This window comes from Acidovorax sp. BL-A-41-H1 (assembly GCF_051942715.1).
Genome location: NZ_JBPVJQ010000003.1, coordinates 1,049,166 through 1,074,476 on the forward strand (window position 1 = coordinate 1,049,166; position 25,311 = coordinate 1,074,476).

Consider the following 25,311-nt stretch of genomic DNA (forward strand, 5'->3'; position numbering starts at 1 on the left):
CGCAGCCGCTTACGCACCCATTCACCACCAGGAGATCTCCATGAGTTTTCAAAAGAAAGTTGCCCTGACGGCCCTGTTCGCAGCGCTCGCAACCACCGGCGTCGTCGCCAGTGCGCAGACCATCCGGATCGCCAACCAGGGCGACGCTCTGTCGATGGACCCGCATTCGCTCAATGAATCCCTGCAGCTGAGCGTGACCAGCAACGTGTACGAGCCCCTGGTCGGCCGCAACAAGGACCTGAGCCTTGCACCGGCCCTGGCCACCGCCTGGAAGCAGACCTCCCCCACCGTGTGGCGCTTCGAGTTGCGCAAGAACGTGCAATTCCATGACGGCACACCATTCACGGCCGACGACGTGATCTTCAGCTTTGGCCGCATGAAGGGCGAAGGCTCCGACATGCGCGCCACCAATAGCGATGTGAAGACCGTTCGCAAGATCGACGACCACACGATCGAGATCGAGACCGTTGCACCCCAGCCCATCCTGCCCGATGTGATCACGACCTCGTACATCATGAGCAAGAAGTGGTGTGAGACCAACCAGGCCATTACGCCCGTGGACCGCCGCAAGGGCATCGAAAACGCCGCGTCGTTCCGCGCCAACGGCACCGGCCCGTATCGCCTGCGCGAGCGCCAGCCCAATGTGCGCACCGCATTTGTGCGCAACGGCGCCTACTGGGGCAAGATCGAAGGCAACGCCACCGAGGTCATCTTCACACCCATCGGCAACGACGCGACCCGCGTAGCGGCACTGCTGTCGGGCGAAATCGACGTGATGGAACCCGTGCCTGTGCAGGATATCGAGCGCATCAACAGCAGCCCGAATGCCCGCGCCATCACCGGCCCCGAGCTGCGCACCATCTTCCTGGGCATGGACCAGAAGCGCGACGAGCTGCTGTACTCCAACGTCAAGGGCAAGAACCCGTTCAAGGACAAGCGCGTGCGCCAGGCCTTCTACCAGGCCATCGACATCGACGGCATCAAGCGCACCGTGATGCGCGGTGCGTCCAACCCGTCGGCGCTGATGGTGGGCCCCGGCATCAACGGCTTCCTGCCCGATGCCAAGCGTTTGCCGTACGACGTGGAAGCCGCCAAAAAGCTGATGGCAGAAGCCGGTTACCCCAACGGCTTCGAAGTGGCCATGAACTGCCCGAACGACCGTTACGTGAACGACGGCCGCATCTGCCAGACCGTGGCGGCCAACCTGGCGCGCATCAACGTCAAGATCAACCTGCAGGCCGAGACCAAGGGCACGTATTTCCCCAAGGTGCTGCGCCGCGACACCAGCTTCTACATGCTGGGCTGGACGCCGACCACGTACGACGCGCACAACGCGCTCAACGCGCTGATGATCTGCCCCGAAGACAAGGGTGGTGCCGGCCAGTTCAACCTGGGTGCGTACTGCAACCCCAAGCTCGACGAGCTGACCAAGCAGATCCAGGTCGAGACCGACAAGACCAAGCGCAACGCCATGATCAAGGAAGCGTTTGACATCCATTCCGCCGATATCGGCCACCTGCCGCTGCACCAGCAGGCACTGGCGTGGGGCGTGAAGAAGAACGTCAAGCTGGTGCAGCTGGCCGACAACTACATGCCCTTCAAGTGGATGAGCATCGAGAAGTAAGCCAGGCCCCTGGCCTTGCAGACCGCGCTATCTTTTTTCCCCTAGAACCGAACCACGGTTATTGAGTCCACAGGGCGACGCATGGCCGCTACCCGCGACCTGCGTCGCCGCATGTTTACTGGTTTCCCACAATGAAAACTACCCTTGCCCGCTGGTTGGACAGCGACGTTGGCTACAGCTTCCGCACATCGCCGGTGGCCATGCTGGCGGCCACCATTGCGCTGATCTGCGTCTTTTGCTCGCTTTTTGCCGGATGGGTCGCCCCGCACAATCCGTTCAACCTCGCGTCGCTTGAACTGAGCGATGCCCGTCTGCCCCCCGCGTGGATTGCCGAAGGCTCCACCAAGTACCTGCTGGGTACCGATGACCAGGGCCGCGACATCCTCTCGGCGCTGATCTACGGCGCACGCATCTCGCTGGTGGTGGGCCTCGCTTCGGTGCTGCTGTCCGTCGTGGTGGGGGTGTCGTTCGGCCTGCTGGCGGGTTTCCGCGGCGGCTGGATCGATGCCGTGCTCATGCGCCTGTGCGACGTGATGCTGTCATTCCCTGCCATTCTGGTGGCGCTGCTGATCGCGGGCGTGGGCCGGGCGCTCTTTCCCAACGCACATGAGTCGCTGGCGTTTGGCGTGCTGATCATCTCGATCTCGCTCACCGGCTGGGTGCAGTACGCGCGCACCGTGCGTGGTTCCACGCTGGTCGAGCGCAACAAGGAATACGTGCAGGCCGCCCGCGTAACGGGCGTATCGCCGCTGCGCATCATGCGCAAGCACGTGCTGCCCAACGTGATGGGCCCGGTGCTGGTGCTGGCCACCATCCAGGTGGCCACGGCCATCATCACCGAGGCCACGCTGTCGTTCCTGGGTGTGGGCGCGCCGCCCACCTCGCCGTCGCTGGGCACGCTGATCCGCATCGGTAACGACTACCTGTTCTCCGGCGAATGGTGGATCACCGTCTTCCCCGGCGCCATGCTGGTGCTGATTGCCCTGTCGGTGAACCTGCTGGGCGACTGGCTGCGTGATGCCCTCAACCCCCGTCTTCGTTGAGCCCGACCAGAACAATAAAAACGACCATCCCATGAGCCTCCTAGAAGTCAAAAACCTCGTTGTCGAATTTCCGGGCCGCCGCGGTACCCTGCGCGCCCTGGACGACATTTCCTTTTCCATCGCACCCGGCGAGATCCTGGGTGTAGTGGGAGAGTCTGGCGCCGGCAAGTCCCTCACGGGCGCGGCCATCATCGGCCTGCTGGAGCCACCGGGCCGCGTGGCCTCGGGCCAGATCCTGCTGGAAGGCAAGCGCATCGACAACCTCGGCAACGACGAGATGCGCCACATCCGCGGCCGGCACATCGGCGCGATCTTCCAGGACCCGCTGACCTCTCTGAACCCGCTGTACACCGTGGGTCGCCAGCTCACCGAGACCATCCTGGCCCACCTGCCGGTGACGCCCGCCGAGGCCCGCCAGCGCGCCATTGCGCTGCTGCAGGACACCGGCATTCCGGCGGCGGCAGAGCGCATCGACCACTACCCGCACCAGTTCTCGGGCGGCATGCGCCAGCGCGTGGTGATTGCCCTGGCCCTGGCGGCCGAGCCCAAGCTCATCGTGGCCGACGAGCCCACCACCGCGCTGGATGTCTCCATCCAGGCGCAGATCATCACGCTGCTCAAAAACATCTGCAAATCGCGCGGCGCCGCGGTGATGCTGATCACCCACGACATGGGCGTGATCGCCGAGACCTGCGACCGCGTGGCTGTGCTGTACGCCGGGCGCGTGGCCGAGATCGGCCCCGTGCACGACGTGATCAACCGCCCCTCGCACCCCTACACCAGCGGCCTCATGGCTTCCATCCCCGACATGACGATGGACCGCGAGCGCCTCAACCAGATCGACGGAGCCATGCCCCGCCTGAACGCCATTCCCAAGGGCTGCGCCTACAACCCGCGCTGCCCCAAGACCTTTGACCGCTGCCTGGTAGAGCGCCCCGACCTGCTCGACGCAGGCACCACGCGCGCCGCCTGCTGGCTGCACGATGGCAAGTCCGCTGCGAAAGCCGGGGTGGCCGCATGAACACGAACACCGCTGCCCCCACCCATACAAAGACGACATCCGTGAACAGCAAGGCCCTCGTCCAGGCGCACGACCTGGCCAAAACCTTTGACGTATCTGCCCCCTGGCTCAACCGCGTGATCGAGCGCAAGCCGCGCACGCTGCTGCATGCTGTGGATGGCGTGAGCTTCGAGATCGAAAAAGGCAAGACGCTCGCCCTGGTGGGCGAGTCCGGCTGCGGCAAGAGCACGGTGGCCCGCCTGCTGGTCGGCCTGTACGAGCCTACCCGTGGTGGCCTCACGTTTGACGGCCAGGATGCGCATGCTGCCTTCAAGGGCAACAACGCCAAGGCCATGCGCCGCCGCATCCAGATGATCTTCCAGGACCCGTACGCCAGCCTGAACCCGCGCTGGCTGGTGGAAGACATCATTGGCGAGCCGCTGAAGGAGCACGGCCTCATCACCGACGAGGCCGAGCTCAAGACCCGCGTGGGCGAGCTGCTCAAGTCGGTGGGCCTGTCGCCGCTCGACATGGTCAAGTACCCGCACCAGTTCTCGGGCGGCCAGCGCCAGCGCATCTCGATTGCGCGCGCCCTGGCCACCGAGCCCGAGTTCCTGGTCTGCGACGAGCCCACCAGCGCCCTCGACGTATCAGTGCAGGCGCAGGTGCTCAACATCATGAAGGACCTGCAGCGCGAGCGGCAGCTGACCTACCTGTTCATCAGCCACAACCTGGCCGTGGTGCGCCACGTGAGCGACCAGGTGGGCGTGATGTACCTGGGCCGTCTGGTGGAGCTGGCCGACAAGCACACGCTGTTTGACACGCCGCGCCACCCCTACACGCGCATGCTGCTCGATGCCATCCCCAAGATGCACGACACCGGCAAGGCGCGCACTCCCGTGCAGGGCGAGGTGCCCAACCCGCTCAACCCGCCACCCGGCTGCGCCTTCAACCCGCGCTGCCCGCATGTGAACGACCGCTGCCGCACGGAGCGCCCGCAGCTGCTGAGCATTGGCGGCATCCGCATTGCTTGCCACGCCGTGGAGGAAGGCCGGATTTGACGCCAGCCGTCGCGCGGGTGGGTTGGCGCGCGGCGCCGGGACTCATCCGGCAGCGCTGCATTCACCGCAGCGATTGCTATCAATTGAATAGCTGCAAGTGCAAGTAATACCTGCACTTGCGGCTATTTTTGCTTGTAAGTACGCAAAAAGTGCTCATCCGGGATCCGCAGCCACCCCGTGGCCGGCCGCTGGTAGCGCCCGTCCCAGCAGGTAGTCAATGCAGGTGCGTACCGCACGCGTCTGGTGGCGGTCGGGCATGTACAGCATGAACATCTGCGTGCCAAAGATGCTCAGCCGCCAGTCGTCCAGCGTGGTCAGCACCTCGCCGCTGGTCACCGCGTCCTGCACCACGTAGTCGGGCACCAGCCCCACGCCCAGCCCGGCCAGGATGCCCTGGCGCAAGAAGGGAAAGTGCTCGGAGATGATGGTGGGCTCCAGCAGCACCTCCTGCCGTTCATCCCCACGGTAACCGCGCAGGCGCAACTGCTTGCCCACCACCCCTGAGGTGATCACCGGCGCGGCCTGCAGTGCGTCAAAGCTCTGGGGAAGGCCGTGCGCCTCGGCGTAGGCGCGGGATGCGCAGGCGATGTAGTGCACGCTGCCCAGGTCGCGCGCCACCAGGGTGGGCGGCGGCTCGGGCATCACGCGGATGGCAATGTCCACCTCGTCGCGGATCAGGTCGTCCACCCGGTTTTCAAAGCGCACATCCAGCACGATGCCGGGGTACAGCCTCTTGAAGTCGATCAGCCAGTCCGACATCACCATCTGCCCGTAGCCGCTGGGCACGCTCAGGCCCACCCGGCCCTGCAAGCCCTGGCCCAGCGTGGCAATGGTCTCGCGCGCGGCCAGCATTTCGTTCTGGATGGCGCGGCCGTGGGCGTACAGGCGCAGGCCCACCTCGGTGGGCTCCACCCGGCGCGTGGTGCGGCGCACCAGCTGCACGCCCACCGACTTCTCCAGCTGGTGCAGGTGATAGCTCACGTTGGCGCGCGTCATTTTCAGGTTGCGGGCGGCCTGGCTGAGGTTGCCGGCATCCAGGATGTCGACCAGCACGGTGAGGGAGGTGAGTTCCATGGCGGGGGCTGCGTGAAATCGCCGATTTTAGGCGGTTTGTCAAAAGGCCTTTGACAGTCTGTCAATGGGCTATGTAATTGTCAAGATAACTTCACGCATCAACAATCGCCCGGTCATCAACAGGTTCCCACCACCAGGAGACTTTGCCGCATGGGCGCTGCCATTCCCGCATCTTCCGTTGTCACCACCGCGCTGCACGGCGACGTCCTGGTCGTCACCATCGACAACCCGCCCGTCAACGCCCTGGGCGCCGCCGTGCGCCAGGGCCTGCTGGCCGCCATGCAGCAGGCGCAGGCCGATGCTGCCGTGGCGGCCGTGCTGCTGGTGGGCGCCGGCAAGGCCTTCATCGCCGGGGCGGACATCCGCGAATTTGGCAAGCCGCCCGTAGCTCCGCTGCTGCCCGAGGTCTGCGGTGCTATCGAAAACCTGAACAAGCCCGTGGTCGCCGTGCTCCACGGCGCCGCGCTGGGCGGTGGGCTGGAAGTAGCTTTGTCAGCGCACTACCGTTTGGCTTTGCCGGCAGCCACGTTGGGCCTGCCCGAAGTGAATCTGGGCCTGCTGCCCGGTTCCGGCGGCACGCAGCGCGCCCCGCGCCTGATGGGCGTGCAGGCCGCCACGGCCATGATGCTCAGCGGCCAGCACCTCAAGGCCAAGGCCGCGCTGGATGCAGGGCTGGTGGACAAGCTCGTGGACGACACCGACCCGCTGGCCGCAGGCCTCGCCTATGTGCGCGAACTGCTGGCAGCCAACGCCCCGGTGCGCCGCACCCGCGACCTCGCCATTGCCGAGCCGCAGGCCGCACTGGCCTGGCTCGAAGCGCAAAAGGCCGAGACGGCCAAGAAGTCGCGCGGCCTGTTCTCGCCGCTGAAGATCATCGAATGCGTGCAGGCCGCCGTGCAGCTGCCGTTTGATGACGGCCTGACGCGCGAGCGCCTGCTGTTTCTCGAATGCCTGGACAGCCCGCAGCGCGCCGGCCTCATCCATGCCTTCTTTGCCGAACGCGAGGTCGTCAAGGTGCCCGAAGCCCAGGCCGCCCAGCCACGCCCCGTGGGCAGCATTGCCGTCATCGGCGGCGGCACCATGGGCGCGGGCATTGCCGTGGCGGCGCTGGATGCCGGCCTGCCCGTGACCATGATCGAGCGCGACGCCGAGGCCCTCGCCCGCGGCCGCGCCAATGTGGAAAAGGTCTACAACGGCCTGGTAGCCAAAGGCCGCATGACCGACGCCGCCCAGGCTGCCGTGATGGCGCGCTACACCGGCAGCACCGACTACGCCGACATTGCCCAGGTCGACCTGGTGATCGAGGCCGTGTTTGAAGACATCGAGGTGAAGAAGGCCGTGTTCCGCGAGCTGGACCGCGTGTGCAAGAGCGGCGCCGTGCTGGCCACCAACACCTCGTACCTCGACATCGACGCCATTGCCGCCGCCACTGGCCGCCCGCAAGACGTGATCGGCCTGCACTTCTTCAGCCCCGCCAACATCATGAAGCTGCTGGAGATCGTGGTACCCGCCAAGGTGGCGCCCGACGTGGTGGCCACGGCGTTCGAGCTGGCGAAGAAGCTCAAAAAGGTGCCTGTGCGCGCAGGTGTGTGTGACGGCTTCATCGGCAACCGCATCCTGGCTGTGTACAAGCAGGCGGCCGACTACCTGCTCGAAGACGGGGCCAGCCCGTATGAGATCGACGCTGCGGTGCGCGGCTTCGGCTTTGCCATGGGCCCCTTCCAGGTGACGGACCTGGCCGGTGGCGACATTGGCTGGGCCACGCGCAAGCGCCGCGCCGCCACACGCGACCCCAAGGCCCGCTATGTGGCGATTGCCGACCGCATCTGCGAGCGCGGCTGGTTCGGCCAGAAGACCGGGCGCGGCTTTTACCTGTACCCCGACGGTGCCCGTGTGGGCCAGCCCGACCCGGAAGTGCTGGCCATCGTGGATGCCGAGCGTGCGAAGAAAGGCGTCACGCCCCGCAGCTTCAGCGCCGACGAGATCATGCGCCGCTACATGGCCGCCATGGTCAACGAAGGCGCCAAGGTAGTGGCCGAAGGCATTGCCCTGCGCCCGCTGGATGTGGACGTGACTTTTGTGGCGGGCTACGGCTTTCCGCGCCACCGCGGCGGCCCCATGAAGTGGGCCGACATGACAGGCCTCCCCAAGGTGCTGGCCGACATCCGCGAGTTCGTCCAGGAAGACTCGCTCTTCTGGCAGCCCGCGCCGCTGCTGGAAAAGCTGGTGGCCGAGGGGCGCAACTTTGACAGCCTGAACAAGGGCGCATGACCGCGGCCGTTCACGCTCGGCCTTTCGAAGCGAAGAGCAAGGCTTCGACAAGCCCAGTCCGAACGGGGCAGGGCGGCTGCGCCGGTGGGCTCCATCCGAATCCATCGACCCCGGGCAGCGCCGCACCGCTCAGAACCTGCTTTTTGAGTGATTTCTGCCTCAAGTCCAATCAAATCCTTCCCTGTTAGCTATCAAATCAGGAGCAAATCATGCGTGAAGCTGTCATCGTTTCCACCGCCCGCACCCCGCTGACCAAGTCGCATCGGGGCGAATTCAATGCCACACCCGGACCACAGCTGGCGGCCTTTTCCGTGAAGGCGGCGGTCGAGCGCTCGGGCATCGACCCGGAGCTGATCGAAGACCTGGTGATGGGCTGCGGCTACCCTGAAGGCATCACCGGCAAGAACATCGGCCGCCAGACGGCGCTGCGCGCGGGCCTGCCGCTGTCGGTGGCGGGCATGGTGGCCAGCCGCTTTTGCGCATCGGGCCTGCAGTCGGTGGCGATTGCCGCCGGCCGCATCGTGGCCGAAGGCGTGCCCGCCATGGTGGCGGGCGGGGTGGAAAGCATCTCGGCCATCCGCCCCGGTAACCCGGCAGACATCGACCCCTGGCTGCAAGAGCACAAGCCCGATCTCTACATGGCCATGATCGACACCGCCGACATCGTGGCCCACCGCTACGGCATCAGCCGTGAAGACCAGGACGCGTTCTCGCTGCAAAGCCAGCAGCGCACGGCCGCCGCACAGCAGGGCGGCGTGTTTGCCGACGAAATCGTGCCCTGCGCCACGCGCATGATGGAAAAGAACAAGGAGACCGGTGAGGTCACGTACCGCGACGTTACGGCCACGCAAGACAACTGCAACCGCGCGAGCACCACGCTGGAAGGCCTGGCCAAGCTCGAGCCCGTGAAGGGCACGGGCCAGTTCATCACGGCGGGCAATGCCTCGCAGTTGTCGGATGGGTCCAGCGCCTGCGTGTTGATGGAAGCCAAAGAAGCCGAGCGCCGTGGCCTGCAGCCGCTGGGTGCGTTCCGCGGCTTTGCGGTGGCGGGTTGCGAGCCCGACGAAATGGGCATTGGCCCCGTGTTTGCCGTGCCCAAGCTGCTGGCACGCCATGGCCTCACGGTGCAGGACATTGACCTGTGGGAGATGAACGAGGCCTTTGCATCGCAGGCCCTGTACTGCCAGCGCCGCCTGGGCATTCCGTCCGAGCGGCTGAACGTGAACGGCGGCGCGATTGCCATCGGCCACCCCTTTGGCATGACCGGTGCGCGTCTGGTGGGCCATCTGCTGCTCGAAGGCCGCCGCCGCAAGGCCAAGTACGGCGTGGTGACGATGTGCATTGCCGGGGGCATGGGCGCTGCAGGTCTCTTCGAAATCTTCTGACCCTGCGCCCCACCACCGAACTCTGAACTGCAAGCGACCCGATATGGACCTGAATTTCACTCCCCAAGAAGAAGCCTTCCGCGCCGAGGTGCAGGCTTTTCTGAAAGCCAAGCTGCCCGAGCGCATCGCCACCAAGGTCAAGGCCGGGCAGCGACTGACCAAGGCCGACCAGGACGAATGGCACGCCATCTTGAACAAGCGCGGCTGGCTGGCCAACCACTGGCCCGAGGCCTATGGCGGCCCCGGCTGGGGTGCGGTCGAAAAGTTTATCTTCGACACCGAATGCGCCCTGGCAGGCGGCCCACGCATCGTGCCCTTTGGCGTGAACATGCTGGGCCCGGTGCTCATCAAGTTTGGCAACGAAGCGCAAAAGAAATACTGGCTGCCGCGCATCCTGAGCGGTGAGGACTGGTGGTGCCAAGGCTACTCCGAACCGGGCGCGGGCTCGGACCTGGCCTCGGTCAAGACCACGGCAGTACGCCAGGGTAACCACTACATCGTCAACGGCCAAAAGACCTGGACCACCCAGGGCCAGCACGCCAACATGATCTTCTGCCTGGTGCGCACCGACCGCGAGGCCAAGGCGCAGTCGGGCATCAGCTTCTTGCTGGTGGACATGAATTCGCCCGGCGTGGAGCTGCGCCCCATCCGCACGCTCGATGGCGACAAGGAAGTCAACGAGGTGTTCTTTACCGACGTGAAGGTGCCGGTGGAAAACCTGGTGGGTGAGGAAAACAAGGGCTGGACGTACGCCAAGTACCTGCTGACCTACGAGCGCACGGGCATCGCAGGCGTGGGCTTTTGCATTGCCGCACTGGCCAAGCTGCAGGTGATTGCCGCCAAGGTGATGAAGAACGGCAAGCCGCTGGACCAGGACCCGCTGTTCGCTGCCCGCATGGCCCAAGTCGAGATCGACCTGGAGAACATGAAGACCACCAACCTGCGCGTGATTGCCGCTGTGGCTGGTGGTGGTGCGCCAGGCGCCGAAAGCTCCATGCTCAAGATCCGTGGCACCGAGATCCGCCAGGAGATCCTGTCGCTCATCCGCCGCGCCATGGGCCCGTATGCACTGCCCTTCATTGAAGAAGCGCAGTACGAAGGCAACGCCGACGAACCCGTGGGCCCGAAGGAGGCTGCGACGGCGGCCGCCAACTACTTCAACTACCGCAAGCTGTCGATCTTCGGCGGCTCCAATGAAATCCAGAAGAACATCATTTCAAAAATGATCTTGGGCCTGTGAGGTTGCCGCGATGAACTTTGAACATACCGAAGACCGCCGCATGCTGGCGGACACCCTGAACCGCTTCGTGGCCGAGCAGTACGGCATCGAAACCCGCAACCACATTGCCTACGGCGACACCGGCATGGACGCGGCGCTGTGGAGCCGCTTTGCCGAACTGGGCGCGGTTGGCGCGCTGTTCCCCGAAGCCGATGGTGGCTTTGGCGGCGCAGGCTTTGATGTGGCCGTGGTGTTTGAAGCCCTGGGCAGCGGCTTGGTGGTGGAGCCCTTTGTCGGCGCGCTGGTGGTGGGCCGGGCGCTGGGCCTGGCGGGCAGCGAAGCGCAAAAGGAACACATCGCCAGCCTTATCGACGGCAGCACCGTCGCCGCGCTGGCGCATGAAGAGCCCGGCGCGCACTACGCGATGAACCGCGTGACCACCCGCGCCGTGCGCAATGGCGACGGCTGGCTGCTGACGGGCCACAAGGCCGTGGTGCTGCATGGTGACCAGGCCCAGTTGCTGCTGGTCAGCGCCCGTACCTCGGGCGCAGTGGACGATGAAGAGGGGATCTCGCTGTTCATCGTGCCTGCCGATGCTGCGCGCCTCACACGCCGCGGCATGGGCCGCATCGACGGTGGCCGCGTGGCCGAAGTCACGCTACAAAACGTGCAGGTCGGCGCGGGCGCGCTGCTGGGCGCGGAAGGGCAGGGCTTTGCCACGCTGGAACATGCCGTGGGCTGGGGCATTCTGGCCGTATGCGCCGAGGCGCTGGGCGCGATGGACGTAGCCAAGAAGCACACGCTGGAATACCTGCAGACGCGCAAGCAGTTTGGTGTGCCGATTGGCAGCTTCCAGGCGCTGCAGCATCGCATGGCCGACCTGCTGCTCGAAGTGGAACAAGCCCGCTCGGCCGTCATCAACGCAGCCGCTGCCATGGACAGCACCGACCGCGCCGAGCGCGAGCGCGCGCTGTCGGCCGCCAAGGTCACCATGGGCCGCATCGGCGCGCTGGTGGCCGAGGAAAGCATCCAGTTGCACGGCGGCATTGGCATGACGTGGGAGTTGCCCCTGTCGCACTACGCCAAGCGCCTGGTCATGGTGGACCACCAGTTGGGCGATGAGGATCACCACTTGGCGCGATTCATCGCGCTCGGCCGGAGCTGAAGCCATGGAGCAACCACTGCCTCTGCTGCAACGCCGCGAGGGCGCGGTGCTCGTGCTCTCCCACAACAACCCCGCCGCGCGCAATGCGCTGTCGCCCGCGTTCTATGCGGCGCTGACCGCAGCCTTGGCGCAGGCCGAGGCCGACCCCACCGTGGGCGCCATCGTGCTCACGGGTGAGGGCGGACACTTTTGTGCGGGCGGTGACCTGCGCCAGCTGGCCAAGCGACGCGAGCTGCCGGTGCAAGAACGCCGCGCCAAGCTCGAAGGCCTGCACGACCTGATCCGCACCGTGCGCGACTGCCGCAAGCCGGTGATCGCGGCGGTGGAGGGCGCAGCAGCCGGTGCGGGCCTGTCGCTTGCGCTGGCCTGCGACATGCTGGTGGCCGCACGCAATGCCGTGTTCTCGGTCGCGTATGTGAAGGTGGGGCTCACGCCAGATGGCGGCGCAACTGCCTTTTTGGCCGAGTTCGTGTCGCGCCAGGTGCTGACCGAGCTGTGCCTCACGGGCGAACGCATCTCGGGTGAGCGTCTGCACGCGCTGGGCCCCGTCAACCGCCTGGCCGAGCCGGGCGAGGCGCTGGCCCAGGCCGTGGCCCTGGCCGCGCAGGTCGCCACCGGGCCTGACGCTGCCATGGGCCACATCAAGGCACTGTGCCGTAGCGCCTACGCACAGCCGCTGACCGACCAGCTGGAGCTAGAGGCGCAGCTCATGGTGCAGTCGCAAGCCACCGAAGAATCCCGCGAAGGCATTGGTGCGTTTCTGGAAAAGCGCCCGGCCGATTTCGCACGCCTGCGCCAGGTCAATGCCGCTGGCGCGGCTACACAAGACACTACGAAATGATCTCCACAACCCCCACACCCGCATTGCCCGAAGGCATGGACTTCCCGCTTGAAGGCGTGCGCGTGCTCGACCTCTCGCGTGTGTTTGCCGGGCCGCTGTGCGGCCAGGTGCTGGCCGACTTTGGTGCCGATGTCATCAAGGTGGAACACCCCGGCCGCGGCGACGACACCCGCGACTGGGGTATGCGCATCGGCAAGACCGAGACCACCTACTACAACAGCATGAACCGCAACAAGCGGTCCATCACGGTGGATTTGCAGACGCCTGAAGGCGTGAAGATCATCCGCGACCTGCTGCCGCAGTGCGACGTGGTGGTCCAGAACTTCAAGACCGGCGGCGCCGAGAAGCTGGGCCTGGGTTACGAGCAGCTCAAGGCCATCAAGCCCGACCTCATCTACTGCTCGGTGGCGGGCTACGACAGCTCCGGCCCCGAGGCCAAGCGCCCCGGTTACGACCTGGTGATCCAGGGCGAGGCAGGGCTGATGGCGCTCAACGGCGAGGCCAGCCAGCCCCCCCTGAAGTTTGGCGTGGCTGCCGTGGACATGATGACCGGCATGTACGCCGCGCAGGCCGTGCTGGCCGCGCTGTTTCGTCGTACCAAAACAGGCCAGGGCCGCCACATCGAGATGGCGCTGTACGACTGCGGCCTGATGATCACCGGCTACTACGGGCTGGATGCCATGCTGCTGGGCCACGACCCGCAGCGCTACGGCAATGCGCATCCGTCCATCGTGCCCTACGGCATGTACGACGCGGCCGACGGGCCGCTCATCATCGCCGTGGGCAACAACGCGCAGTTCGACAAGTTCTGCCGCCTGGTCATCCATCGCCCCGACATCGTCGAAGACCCGCGCTTTGCCACCAATGTAGAGCGTGCGAAGAACCGCCTGGTGCTGAGCCCCATGCTCAAGGAGCTGATTGCCGGGTTTGCGCGCGATGTGTTGCTGGAGCGCCTGGCTGCCGCAGGCATCCCTTGCGGCCGTGTGGCCGGCCTGCACGAAGCGCTGACCAGCGAGCGCACGCGCCGTGGCGGCCTGCTGCAAGAGATGCCGCACCCCGTGGCCGGCACTACCCATGTGTTTGCACCCCCCTACCGGATGGACGGCCAGCGCCTGCCCATCCGCAATGCACCGCCCACCCTGGGCGCCGCCACGCGCGAGGTGCTGCAGCAGCTGCTGCAACTGCCCGAGGCAGAGCTTGAGGCCCTGCGCGACAAGGGCGTGCTCACGCTTCCGCCGCTCCCATAACTATCAAAACCATAGCGGACTGCGCTTGCCAGACAAGCGCTATAGACCTTTTTCCATCGCAATCTGGAGACAAACATGAACTTCTTTCGCATTCCTCGCCGCAGGGCCCTTCAAGGCCTGGCCGCCCTCGTGAGCACCGGTCTGCTGGGCTCGGCCCTGGCCCAGGCCGGCAAGGACGCCTGGCCTGCCAAGCCCATCAAGCTGATCGTGCCCTACCAGGCTGGTGGCGCTACCGACATCACCGCGCGCACGCTGGGCGAAAAGCTCTCGGCCCGCCTGGGCCAGCCTGTGCTGGTGGACAACCGCGGCGGCGCTGGCGGCGTGACGGGCACCGACCAGGCGCTCAAGTCGCCGGCCGACGGCTACACCCTGCTGGTGTCCCTGGGCACCACCATGCTGATCAACCAGTTCCTGTACGAGCGCCTGCCGTACCAGCCGCAAAAGGACCAGGCCCTCATCACCCAGATTGCGCTGGCGCCCGTGGTGCTGGTGGTGAACCCGCAGCTGCCCGTCAACAACGCGTCGGAGCTGATGGCCTACATCGAGCGCAACAAGGGCAAGATCGCTTACGGCTCGTGGGGCGCTGGCTCGTATGCCCATCTGGCGGGCGCGTGGCTCTCCGACAAGTACAAGGCCGACATGAACCATGTGCCCTACAAGGGCGAGGCGCCCATGCTGCAAGACCTGGTGGGCGGGCAGTTCCAGATGGCGTTTGCCAGCCTGCAATCGGCCCGTCCGTATCTCGAGTCAGGCCGCCTCAAGCCGCTTGCCGTGACCGGCACCCAGCGCATGGACGCGCTGCCCAAGCTGGCCACCATGTCTGAGCAGGGCATCAAGGACGAGGTGTTCCAGGTGACTGGCTGGGTGGGCATGAGCGCGCCTGCCAAGACCCCGCCTGAGGTGGTCGCCCGCCTGGGCACCGAGCTGCAGGCCATCATTGCGCTGCCCGAAGTGCGCGAGCGCATCCAGCAGATGGGCTTCATCCCGGTGGGCAGCAACCCGGAGCAATTCGGCGCGCAGTTCAAGAAGGATGCGCCCGTTTGGGAGCGCGTCGTGAAGGTGTCGGGCGCGAAATTGGACTAACACCCCCTGAGCCGCTGCGCGGCTTCCCCCGCTCTCGCAACGCTGCGCGTTGCGGGCAGGGGACGCAGCCAGCGCGGCGGGGCGGCCCTTGCGCGGCTGCCCGCGTCTGGGCAGTGCCGGTTTCGGACGCCTTGGGCTTAAGCAACGCTGCAGATCACTGAAAGCAAAAACGAATTCTTTATGAAAACACCATCCTCTTTGCGCGCGGCTTTCTCGCGTCGCGCCGTTCTCTCCGCAGCTGCGGCTGTATCGGCTCTTGGCCTGCTGGGCACGGCCCCTGCATACGCCCAGGCCTGGCCCAGCAAGATGATCAAGCTGGTGGTGCCATTCCCCGCAGGCGGCCCCACCGACACGGCTTCGCGCATCGTGGGCCAGAAGCTGGCGGAGCGTCTGAAGCAGCCCGTGGTGGTGGAAAACCGCGCGGGTGCCTCGGGCTCCATTGCCGCGCAGCAGATCGCCAAGACCCCCGGCGACGGCTACACGCTGATGATGCTGGCCACGCCCACGCTGCTGGCGCCGCACCTGTACAAGAAGGCGGGCTACGACACCACCAAGGATTTCGTGTCGGTGGCTACGGTGTACGACCTGCCCATCGTGGTGGTGGTCAACCCGGCGCAGATGCCCTCGGTGACCGACCTGCAAAAGCTCATCACCCACGCCAAGGCGCGGCCGGGCCAGCTCAACTACACCTCTTCGGGCGTGGGCAGCTTTGGCCACCTGAGCATGGAGCTGCTCAAGCAGCTGGGCCAGTTCGAGATGGAGCATGTGCCCTACAAGGGTGGCGTGCCCGCCATCACCGACACGCTGGGTGGCCAGGTGCCCATGATGTATGCCGACCTCGTGGCCGCGCTGCCCCACATCCAGACCGGCAAGCTGCGCGCCATTGCCGTGGGCTCGCCCAAGCGCGTGGGCGTGATCCCCAACGTGCCCACGATTGCCGAGCAGGGCTTCAAGGGCTTTGATGCCGTGTCGTGGGGCGGCCTGATGGCCCCACCCGGCACGCCCAAGGACGTGGTCGAGCGCATCAGCACCGAAGTGAAGGCCATCCTGGCCGACAAGGAGGTGCAGGACAAGCTGCTCAATGCCGGCGCGATTGCCAACTACCAAGCCCCCGACCAGATGGCCAGGCGCGTGAGCGGCGACTACGCCAAGTGGGGCCAGGTGATCCGCGACAAGGGCATCACCTTCGAGTAAAAGCAGTGACATGACCAGCGTTGCCACTCCTGCCACTCCTGCTATTTCCGCTCCTTTTCCGCCGTTCCGGCGGGTCTCCGACCTGCTGCGCGAGCACGCGCAGCAGCGCCCGCAGGCCAGCGCGCTGGCCGATGACGACACCGCGCTGAACTGGGCTGCGCTCGATGCCCTGGTGGACCGCGTGGCGGCGTCCTTGCAGCAGCGGGGCCTGCAGCCGGGCGATGTGGTGGCCGTGTGCGCCGCGTCGTCGGTGCGCTATGCGGCCGTGTACCTGGGCGCACTGCGCGCGGGCGTGGTGGTGGCGCCGCTCGCGCCTTCTGTCACGCCCGATGCCATGGCATCGATGCTGGGCGATGCGCAGGCGCGCGTGCTGTTTGCCGATGCGCAGGGCAGGGCGGCAGTGCCGCCTGCGGTGATGCAAGGCGCCGGTGCGCTGACCCTTGTGGCGCTGGATGACGCGGGCGCGGGCACGCCGTGGACGGAGTGGCTCGCCGCCGAAGGCGCGGTGCCTCAGCCGGTGGACGTGGGCCCCGAGCACCCGTTCAACATCATTTATTCCTCCGGCACGACGGGCAATCCCAAAGGCATCGTGCAGTCGCACGGCATGCGCTGGGCGCACCTGGTGCGCGGCCTGGCGCAGGGCTACGGGCCGGACAGCGTCACGCTGCTGGCCACGCCGCTGTATTCCAACACCACGCTGGTGTCGTTCTTTCCCGGCCTGGGCTGGGGCGGCAGCGTGCGGCTGATGCAAAAGTTTGATGCGCTGCGCTACCTGCAGACCGCGCAGCAGATCCGCGCCACGCATTCCATGCTGGTGCCGGTGCAGTACCAGCGCATCATGGCGCTGCCGCAGTTTGGCGAGTTTGACCTGTCGTCCTTTCGCGCCAAGTTCTGCACCAGCGCGCCGTTCCGCGCCGAGCTCAAGGCCGACATCCTGGCGCGCTGGCCGGGCGCGCTGTACGAGTTCTATGGCATGACCGAGGGCGGTGGCACCTGCATCCTGGCGGCGCACGAGCACCCCGACAAGCTGCACACCGTGGGCCAGCCTGCCTCCACCAGCGACATCCGCCTGATCGATGAAGAAGGCAACGAGCTGCCGCCCGGTGCCACCGGCGAGGTGGTGGGCCATTCACCCGGCATGATGACCGGCTACCACCGCCAGCCCGACAAGACGCGCGAGGCCGAGTGGTTTGATGCCACGGGCAAGCGCTTCATCCGCACGGGCGATGTGGGGCGGTTCGATGACCAGGGGTTCCTCACACTGCTGGACCGCCGCAAGGACATGGTCATCAGCGGTGGCTTCAACATCTACCCCAGCGACCTCGAAGCCGAGCTGCGCAAGCACCCGGCGGTGGAGGACGTGGCCGTGACCGGCGTGCCCTCCGAACAGTGGGGCGAAACGCCGGTGGCCTTTGTGTGCCGCCAACCCGGCGCCACCGACGATGCCGGCCAGATCATGGCTTGGTACAACGCCCGTGCGGGCAAGACGCAGCGGCTGGCCGCGCTGCACTTCATCGACGAGCTGCCGCGCAGCGCGATTGGCAAGGTGCTCAAGCGCGAACTGCGTGACCTGCACCAGCGCCTTGAGTGCTGATGCATTGATGGACCAATTTCCCTGTTTTTCAGAAAGACCAATCCATGAAGATCCTTGTCCCTGTCAAACGCGTGGTGGACTACAACGTGAAGGTCCGCGTCAAGTCGGACAACACCGGTGTGGACATCGCCAACGTGAAGATGAGCATGAACCCCTTTGACGAAATCGCCGTTGAAGAGGCCGTGCGCCTGAAAGAAAAAGGCCTGGTGACCGAAGTCATCGCAGTCAGCTGCGGCGTGGCCCAGTGCCAGGAAACCCTGCGCACCGCCATGGCCATCGGTGCCGACCGCGCCATCCTGGTCGAGACCGACGTCGAACTCCAGCCCCTGGCTGTGGCCAAGATCCTCAAAGCTCTGGTCGACAAGGAACAACCCCAGCTCATCATCCTGGGCAAGCAGGCCATCGACGACGACGCCAACCAGACCGGCCAGATGCTCGCAGCCCTCGCTGACCTGCCCCAGGCCACCTTCGCCAGCAAGGTCGAACTCGCAGCCGACAAGGTCAGCGTGACCCGCGAAGTCGACGGCGGCCTGGAAACCCTGCAGCTTTCGCTGCCAGCCGTCATTACCACCGACCTGCGCCTGAACGAGCCCCGCTACGTCACCTTGCCCAACATCATGAAGGCCAAGAAAAAGCAGCTCGACATCCTCAAGCCCGAAGACCTCGGCGTGGACGTGGCTCCCCGTCTCAAAACCCTGAAAGTGACCGAACCCGCCAAACGCGGCGCCGGCATCAAGGTGGCTGACGTGGCCGCACTCGTTGAAAAACTCAAGAACGAAGCGAAAGTCATTTGACCCCCCTGAGTCGCTTCGCGCCTTCCCCCCAGGGGGACGACACCCTCGGTGCGGGGCGGCCCTTCCTCGGTGTCCCTCGCATCGGCCCCGGTTGATCGAAGGCCGTGGTTGATGCCAACACCCTCCAGACTCAAGAGAAAGACGACTGTCATGACAACTCTCGTTATTGCTGAACACGACAACGCGTCCATCAAGGGCGCCACCCTGAACACCGTGACTGCCGCAGTTGCCTGCGGTGGCGACGTGCACGTCCTCGTCGCAGGTCACAACGCCGGCGCGGCCGCACAAGCCGCCGCCAGCATCGCAGGCGTTGCCAAAGTCATCCACGCCGACGCAGCCGGCCTGGAACACGGCCTGGCCGAGAACGTCGCCGCGCAAGTGCTCGCCATCGCCGGCAACTACAGCCACATCCTGTTCCCCGCGACCGCCAGCGGCAAGAACATCGCCCCCCGCGTGGCCGCCAAGCTGGACGTGGCGCAGATCAGCGACATCACCAAGGTCATCGCAGCCGACACCTTCGAGCGCCCCATCTACGCCGGCAACGCCATTGCCACCGTGCAAAGCGCAGACAGCGTCAAGATCATCACCGTGCGCACCACCGGCTTTGACGCCGCAGCCGCAACGGGTGGCAGCGCAGCCGTCGAAACCGCAGCCGCCACCGCCGACAACGGCAAGAGCAGCTTCATCGGCAGCGAAATCGCCAAGAGCGACCGCCCCGAACTCACCGCAGCCAAGATCATCGTCTCCGGTGGCCGCGCGCTGGGCAGCAAGGAAAAGTTCGACGAAGTCATGACCCCGCTGGCCGACAAGCTGGGCGCCGCATTGGGCGCCAGCCGCGCCGCGGTGGACGCAGGCTACGCACCGAACGACTGGCAAGTGGGCCAGACCGGCAAGATCGTGGCGCCGCAGCTGTACGTGGCAGCGGGCATCTCGGGCGCCATCCAGCACTTGGCTGGGATGAAGGACTCCAAGGTGATCGTGGCGATCAACAAGGATGCCGAGGCCCCGATCTTCAGCGTGGCCGACTACGGGCTGGAGGCGGACCTGTTTGCGGCCGTGCCGGAACTGGTCAAGGCGCTGTAAGACGTGTGTTGGCGATGGCAACCGGCCCTTCCCCGCGTGCAAGCAAGGGAAGGGCGTTTTGCTATTCAATAGATAGCTGTAGGTGCAAATAAATCAAGCGCTACAGCCTGATTTGACAAAAAAACGGAGACAACACCATGAATGCACCCCTTTCCCGCCGCACGGTCGTCCACGCGGGCGCTGCCGCACTGGCCAGCGCGGCCCTGCCCGCCTTTGCGCAAACGGCATGGCCCAGCAAGCCGATCCGCATCATCGTGCCGTACACGGCCGGCGGCTTTACCGACCAGATGGCGCGTCTGCTGCAGGTGGGCCTGCAAAAGGCGCTGGGCCAGCCCATCGTGATCGAGAACAGGGCGGGTGCCAACAGCATCATCGGTGTGGACGCAGTCGCCAAGGCCGCACCCGACGGACACACCTTCGGCGTGGTGATTGCGGCCTACGCCGCCAACACCAGCCTTTACCCCAAGCTGCCTTACGACCCGCGCAAGGACCTGGTGGGTGTGTCGCTCATGGGGGTGTCGCCGCTGCTGGCCGCCGTGCCCAACAACGCGCCGTTCAAGAACACCAAGGAACTGGTCGCGTACGCCAAGGCCAACCCGGGCAAGATCAGCTTTGGCTCGTCGGGTACGGGCTCGGCTGCGCACCTGACCAGCGAGCTGATGAAGGCGCTGACGCAGACGTACATGGTGCACATCCCCTACCGTGGCGCGGCACCAGCGTTCACCGACCTGCTGGGCGGCCAGATCCAGTTGTTCTTTGATGCGCCCACGGGTCTCATCCAGGCTGGCAAGTCGGGCCGCGTGCGGCTGATTGGCGTCTCGGGCGAGAAGCGCCTGCCTGCCGTGCCCGATGTGCCTACCTTCATCGAGCAGGGCATTCCTGGCCTGGTGGGCAGCACCTGGGCCAGCATGATTGCCCCGGCCGGCACGCCGCGCGACATCGTCAAGCGCATGTCTGACGCCGTCAACGCCATCATCCAGAGCGAAGAGACGAAAGCCAAGCTGGACGCCATGGGCACCTTCCCCGAAGGCACCACGCCCGAGGCCTGCGATGCCTTCATCGAGGCCGAGACGGTGAAGTGGGGCAAGGTGATCAAGAACGCGGGCGTGACGCTGGACTGACCACGCCTGGCGGGGGCCGGGCTGCTTCCCGGGCCCTCACGCGTACCGCTTGGCCCGCAGGTTTTCCTTCATCTGCTGCAGGATGGGCTGCAGCGAGCTGCCGATGCGCAGCGCCACGCAGGTGGCCAGCACATCGATGATGAGCAGGTGCATCAGGCGCGACACCATGGGGCTGTAGCGGTCGTAGCCCTCGGGGTGGTCGGCGGCCAGGTGGATGTTGCAGGTGCTGGCCAGGGGCGAGCCGCTGGCCGTGATGACGATAGTGGTGGCACCGTTGCGCCGGGCAATGTCGGCCGCGTCCATCAGGTCCCGCGTGCGGCCCGAGTTGGAGATGATGACCGCGCAGTCGCCGGGGCCCAGCAGTGTGGCGCTCATCACCTGCATGTGGCCGTCGCTCGTGGCAATCGACGTGACGCCCAGGCGAAAGAACTTGTGCTGCGCATCCTGCGCCACGATGCCGGAGTTGCCCACGCCGTAGAACTCGATGCGCTTGCCGGTTTTCCAGGTGGCGGCAATCGCCTCGGCCGCGCGCTCCAGCGCCACGGTGCTGGCGGCGTTGCGGTATTGCAGGAACGCAGCCACGGCGTTGTCCACCACCTTCACCAGCACGTCACCGGTCTTGTCGTCCACATCCACACTGCGGTGGATGAAGGGCACACCCTCGCTCACGCTGCCCGCCAGCTTGAGCTTGAAATCGGCCAGGCCGTCGTACCCCATGCTGCGGCAAAAGCGCACCACGGTGGGCTTGCTCACATGGGCGCGCTCGGCCAGCTCGCGCACGGGCAGCCGTGCAAATGCGCGGGGGTCTGTCAGCACCAGCTTGCCCACGCGCTGCTCGGCGGGCGCCAGGGACGATAGCGATGCGGTGATGCGGTCCAGCATGGTCAACTGCGCTCCTTCAGAAGTGCGACGGGCGAACGCCCCGCACGGCCGCGCCCGCGGCCTGCACCTGTGCAGACGATGGGGTGAGCGGGGTGCGTGAAACGGTCATGGTGATGGGGCAGCCAGCGGAAATGGTAACTGGGTTTCATCCAGGCGGGGGGCCGTGTACAGGGTCTGCGGCAGCGCAAGCCGGTGCGTGTTATCCCCGTGGCCCCGGTGCCGGGCTGCGTATACGATCGGCTGTCATCCGATTGTCATGAACGTCCCGCGCCCCGCGCCGGGCCGCCAGCCGCCGACCGCACGGTGGGCAGGCTGCATCCCATCCCTGTTGTCCCCAGAAGGAAACTCCCCATGCACAAAAACATCCTTGCCGCCGCTGCGCTGGCCCTCTTCTCATCGGGCGCGTTCGCGCAGGGCCAGGTCAACATCATCTGCTCGGTGCAGGCCGAGTGGTGCAACCTGATGTCCACCGTGTATTCCAAGACCACGGGCACCAAGGTCAACATGACGGCCAAGGGCTCGGGCGAGGCGCTGGCGCAGCTCAATGCCGAAAAGGCCAACCCCAAAACCGACATCTGGTTCGGCGGCACGGGCGACCCGCACCTGCAGGCGGCCGAGCAGGGCCTCACGCTCGAATACAAGTCGACCCAACTCGCACAGCTGCATCCCTGGGCGCAAAAGCAGGCGGCCGATTCGAAGTACCGCACCGTGGGTGTGTACCTCGGCCCGCTGGGCTTTGGCTACAACACCGAACTGCTGGCCAAGCGCAAGCTGAAAGCCCCGCAGTCCTGGGCTGACCTGCTCAAGCCCGAACTCAAGGGCGAGGTGCAGATGGCCAACCCGGCCTCCAGCGGCACGGCCTACACCATGATCGCCACGCTGGTCCAGCTGATGGGCGAGGAAAAGGCCTTTGATTACCTCAAGGCCCTGCATCCCAACGTGAGCACCTACACCCGCTCGGGCACGGCGCCGGTCAAGGCAGCAGCGCGTGGTGAAACCACGGTGTCGGTCAGCTTTGTGCACGATGTGACCACCGAAGCCGTCAATGGCTTCCCGGTCGGATCTGTCACGCCCTCGGAAGGCACGGGCGCCGAGGTGGGCTCGATGAGCATCGTCAAGAACGGCCCCAACACCGAGGCCGCCAAGAAGTTCTACGAATGGGCGCTCACGCCCGGTGGCCAGCAGTTTGGCCTGGCGGCCAAGCAGTTCCAGCTGCCCAGCAACACGCAGGTGCCCAAAGACCCGCGCATGACCGACCCCTCCAAGATCAAGCTCATCAACTACGACTACGCCAAGTACGGCGCCAGCGCCGAGCGCCGCCGCCTGATTGCGCGCTGGGAAAAAGAAGTCCAGAACGCTCCGCGTTAAGCGATGTCGGTATCGGCATCGCCGCTGGCGGCACACGCCAGCCCTTCGTTTGCCACGCGCCACGGGGCCGTCAACCGGCCGCTGTGGATCTGGCTGGTCATCGGTGTGCTGGGCTACCTGGCCCTGCCGTGGTACGCGCAGCAGGACGCCAACGGCCTGCTGGCCGCGGGGCAGGTCTTCGCCTCCGAGCAAACCGGCAATGGTTTGATGCAGGCGGCCGCGTTTGGCCGCCCGTGGCTGTGGCTGGGGCTCATCGGCCTGGTCGTTGCCGGGGCCGCATCGCTGATGCCTGCCGGCCGCAGGCAGGGCGCGGTGCTGCTGCTGGGCGGCGGGCTGGGCCTGCTGGCGCTGCTGGCCAGCGGTTTTGCCATTGGTGCGCGCGGCTGGGCGTTTGAGTGGCTGACGCAAAGCCTGGGCGAGCTGGGCACGCGCCAGCCGGGCATGGGCTGGGGCGCCTTCCTGGCGCTGGCGGCACTGCTGGTGCTGGCCGCGTTTGGCCTGGCGCGACGCGGTTACTTCAAGGGCGACCTGTTTGTGGCGGCGGCCGTGCTGGGCTGCGGCAGCCTGCTGGCGCTGTTCATTGTGTTCCCGGTTCTCAAGGCACTGGGCGCGGCGTTTTTCCTGGAAGACGGGCCGTTTTCGCTGGCGGTGATGTGGGAGCGCATTGCGCAGGAGCGCAACTTCGGTCTGGCCTGCCTGAGCGGTGCGGGCCAGCGCTGCGGCGTGGCGTGGAACACGCTGTTTCTGGGGCTGATGACGGCCACCAGCACCACGCTGCTGGGCACCTTCATGGCGCTGATGGCCGAGCGCGCATCGCGCCGCTATGCGCGCCCTTTGAATGTGATTGCGCTGCTGCCCATCATCACGCCGCCGTTCGTGGTGGGGCTGGGCCTCATCCTGCTGTTTGGCCGTGCGGGCGTGGTCAACCAGTTTCTCGAATACGCGTTTGGCATCCCGCCCACGCGCTGGTTCTATGGCTGGTTTGGCGTGTGGCTGGCGCAGACGTTTGCCTTCACCCCCATCGCCTTCATGATCATGCGCGGCGTGGTGCAGGGCGTGGCACCCAGCCTGGAAGAGGCTGCGCAAACGCTGCGCGCCAGCCCGTTCCAGACCTTCATGACCATCACGCTGCCGCTGCTCAAGCCCGGGCTGGCCAATGCGTTCCTGGTGGGCTTCATCGAAAGCATGGCCGACTTCGGCAACCCCATCGTGGTGGGCGGGCAGTTCTCGGTGCTGTCCACCGAAATCTTCTTTGCCATTGTGGGCGCGCAGTACGACCAGGGGCGCGCGGCCTCGCTGGCGTGGATCCTCACGTTCTTTGCGCTCACGGTGTTTGCCATCCAGCGCGGGCTGCTGGGCCAGCAGAACTTCACCACCGTGTCGGGCAAGGGCGATTCGGGCATTGCCATGCCGCTGCCCACCGGCGTGCGCCGCGTGGTGCATTCCATCGCGCTGCCGTGGATGGCGTTCACCCTCATCGTGTACCTGTTTGCGCTGGCCGGCGGCTTTGTGCAGACCTGGGGGCGTGACTACACCATCACGCTCAACCACTTCCGCACGGCCTTCAGCGTGGAGTGGGGCCAGTTCGGCCTGGTGTGGGCGGGCACGGCGTGGAACTCGTTCTTCACCACGATCAAGCTGGCGGCCATTTCGGCGCCGATGACGGCCACGCTGGGTATCGGCATTGCGTGGCTGCTGGCACGCACCGAGTTCCGGGGGCAGGGCGCGTTCGAGTTCTCGGCCCTGCTGGCGTTTGCCATCCCGGGCACGGTGCTGGGCGTGAGCTACATCCTGGCCTTCAACGTGCCGCCGTTTGAACTGACGGGCACGGCGCTCATCATCGTGCTGTGCTTCATGTTCCGCAATTTGCCGGTGGGCGTGCGGGCGGGTACCGCCGCCTTCAAGCAGCTCGACCGGTCGCTGGACGAAGCCTCGGTGATGCTGCGCGCCGGCAGCATGCAGACACTGCGCCATGTGGTCCTGCCGCTGCTCAAGCCCGCGCTGGTGGCGGCGCTGGTCTACAGCTTCGTGCGGGCCATCACCACTGTCAGCGCGGTGATCTTTCTGGTCACGGCAGAGAACGAACTGGCCACCACCTACATCATTGGCCGCGTGGGCAACGGTGACTACGGCGTGGCGCTGGCGTACTGCACGGTGCTGATATTGCTGATGTCAGCATCGATTGCGCTCATCCAGTGGCTGGTGGGCGACCGCAAACTCGGAAGACGATGACCCCCCTGAGTCGCCTGCGGCGCCTTCCCC

Annotated in this window: 20 protein-coding genes; 18 read left to right on the top strand and 2 right to left on the bottom strand. The window is 66.0% G+C overall.

Annotated features, from left to right (window positions below; genetic code table 11):
* Nucleotides 1–40 precede the first annotated feature (40 nt).
* The 4 genes from ACTPOI_RS05715 to ACTPOI_RS05730 all read left to right on the top strand — a co-directional run bounded on the left by ACTPOI_RS05715 (nt 41) and on the right by ACTPOI_RS05730 (nt 4,728).
* Complete coding sequence (locus tag ACTPOI_RS05715) at nt 41–1,624, top strand: ABC transporter substrate-binding protein (RefSeq protein WP_440107265.1); 1,584 nt, start codon at nt 41–43, stop codon at nt 1,622–1,624.
* Nucleotides 1,625–1,755: 131 nt separating this feature from the next.
* Entirely contained in the window at nt 1,756–2,667 is a 912-nt protein-coding gene (locus ACTPOI_RS05720; protein ID WP_069104820.1) for an ABC transporter permease, read from the top strand.
* 31 nt (nt 2,668–2,698) lie between these two features.
* Nucleotides 2,699–3,688 (top strand): ABC transporter ATP-binding protein, encoded by a 990-nt coding sequence (locus ACTPOI_RS05725; protein WP_440107267.1) that lies wholly within the window; start codon nt 2,699–2,701, stop codon nt 3,686–3,688.
* Nucleotides 3,685–4,728: an ABC transporter ATP-binding protein gene (locus ACTPOI_RS05730; protein WP_440107269.1), complete on the top strand. Its 1,044-nt coding sequence runs from the start codon at nt 3,685–3,687 to the stop codon at nt 4,726–4,728. The genes ACTPOI_RS05725 and ACTPOI_RS05730 overlap by 4 nt, the downstream gene beginning before the upstream one ends.
* 153 nt (nt 4,729–4,881) lie before the next feature.
* Here the strand turns inward: ACTPOI_RS05730 and ACTPOI_RS05735 are convergent, their stop codons facing one another.
* Nucleotides 4,882–5,802 (bottom strand): LysR family transcriptional regulator, encoded by a 921-nt coding sequence (locus ACTPOI_RS05735; protein ID WP_440107271.1) that lies wholly within the window; start codon nt 5,800–5,802, stop codon nt 4,882–4,884.
* A gap of 150 nt (nt 5,803–5,952) precedes the next feature.
* Between ACTPOI_RS05735 and ACTPOI_RS05740 the strand changes: the two genes are divergently transcribed.
* From ACTPOI_RS05740 to ACTPOI_RS05795, 12 genes are all read left to right on the top strand, one after another.
* Nucleotides 5,953–8,073 (top strand): 3-hydroxyacyl-CoA dehydrogenase NAD-binding domain-containing protein, encoded by a 2,121-nt coding sequence (locus ACTPOI_RS05740; protein ID WP_440107273.1) that lies wholly within the window; start codon nt 5,953–5,955, stop codon nt 8,071–8,073.
* 209 nt (nt 8,074–8,282) lie between these two features.
* On the top strand, nt 8,283–9,458 hold the full coding sequence (locus tag ACTPOI_RS05745; RefSeq protein ID WP_440107275.1) for an acetyl-CoA C-acyltransferase: 1,176 nt from the start codon (nt 8,283–8,285) through the stop codon (nt 9,456–9,458).
* Between the two features lie 43 nt (nt 9,459–9,501).
* Nucleotides 9,502–10,698 (top strand): acyl-CoA dehydrogenase family protein, encoded by a 1,197-nt coding sequence (locus tag ACTPOI_RS05750; protein WP_440107277.1) that lies wholly within the window; start codon nt 9,502–9,504, stop codon nt 10,696–10,698.
* Nucleotides 10,699–10,708: 10 nt separating this feature from the next.
* Nucleotides 10,709–11,842, top strand: a complete 1,134-nt coding sequence (locus ACTPOI_RS05755) for an acyl-CoA dehydrogenase family protein (protein ID WP_440107279.1) — start codon at nt 10,709–10,711, stop codon at nt 11,840–11,842.
* 4 nt (nt 11,843–11,846) lie between these two features.
* Complete coding sequence (locus tag ACTPOI_RS05760) at nt 11,847–12,683, top strand: oxepin-CoA hydrolase, alternative type (RefSeq protein ID WP_440107281.1); 837 nt, start codon at nt 11,847–11,849, stop codon at nt 12,681–12,683.
* Complete coding sequence (locus ACTPOI_RS05765; RefSeq protein WP_440107283.1) at nt 12,680–13,930, top strand: CaiB/BaiF CoA transferase family protein; 1,251 nt, start codon at nt 12,680–12,682, stop codon at nt 13,928–13,930. Before ACTPOI_RS05760 ends, ACTPOI_RS05765 begins: the two co-directional genes overlap by 4 nt.
* Before the next feature lie 75 nt (nt 13,931–14,005).
* On the top strand, nt 14,006–15,013 hold the full coding sequence (locus ACTPOI_RS05770; protein WP_440107285.1) for a Bug family tripartite tricarboxylate transporter substrate binding protein: 1,008 nt from the start codon (nt 14,006–14,008) through the stop codon (nt 15,011–15,013).
* Nucleotides 15,014–15,193: 180 nt separating this feature from the next.
* Complete coding sequence (locus ACTPOI_RS05775; RefSeq protein ID WP_440107287.1) at nt 15,194–16,207, top strand: Bug family tripartite tricarboxylate transporter substrate binding protein; 1,014 nt, start codon at nt 15,194–15,196, stop codon at nt 16,205–16,207.
* A gap of 10 nt (nt 16,208–16,217) precedes the next feature.
* The gene (locus ACTPOI_RS05780; protein WP_440107289.1) at nt 16,218–17,801 is read left to right on the top strand and encodes a class I adenylate-forming enzyme family protein; all 1,584 of its coding nucleotides are present in this window, start codon (nt 16,218–16,220) and stop codon (nt 17,799–17,801) included.
* Nucleotides 17,802–17,845: 44 nt separating this feature from the next.
* Entirely contained in the window at nt 17,846–18,595 is a 750-nt protein-coding gene (locus ACTPOI_RS05785) for an electron transfer flavoprotein subunit beta/FixA family protein (protein WP_440107291.1), read from the top strand.
* Between the two features lie 150 nt (nt 18,596–18,745).
* Nucleotides 18,746–19,678 (top strand): electron transfer flavoprotein subunit alpha/FixB family protein, encoded by a 933-nt coding sequence (locus tag ACTPOI_RS05790; protein ID WP_440107293.1) that lies wholly within the window; start codon nt 18,746–18,748, stop codon nt 19,676–19,678.
* A gap of 137 nt (nt 19,679–19,815) precedes the next feature.
* On the top strand, nt 19,816–20,799 hold the full coding sequence (locus ACTPOI_RS05795; protein WP_440107295.1) for a tripartite tricarboxylate transporter substrate binding protein: 984 nt from the start codon (nt 19,816–19,818) through the stop codon (nt 20,797–20,799).
* 36 nt (nt 20,800–20,835) lie between these two features.
* Here the strand turns inward: ACTPOI_RS05795 and ACTPOI_RS05800 are convergent, their stop codons facing one another.
* Nucleotides 20,836–21,681: a MurR/RpiR family transcriptional regulator gene (locus ACTPOI_RS05800; RefSeq protein ID WP_440108273.1), complete on the bottom strand. Its 846-nt coding sequence runs from the start codon at nt 21,679–21,681 to the stop codon at nt 20,836–20,838.
* 351 nt (nt 21,682–22,032) lie between these two features.
* On the opposite strand from ACTPOI_RS05800, the gene ACTPOI_RS05805 reads away from it, so the two are divergent.
* Nucleotides 22,033–23,049, top strand: a complete 1,017-nt coding sequence (locus ACTPOI_RS05805) for an ABC transporter substrate-binding protein (protein ID WP_440107297.1) — start codon at nt 22,033–22,035, stop codon at nt 23,047–23,049.
* Nucleotides 23,050–23,052: 3 nt separating this feature from the next.
* Nucleotides 23,053–25,281, top strand: a complete 2,229-nt coding sequence (locus ACTPOI_RS05810; protein WP_440107299.1) for an ABC transporter permease — start codon at nt 23,053–23,055, stop codon at nt 25,279–25,281.
* Nucleotides 25,282–25,311 lie beyond the last annotated feature (30 nt).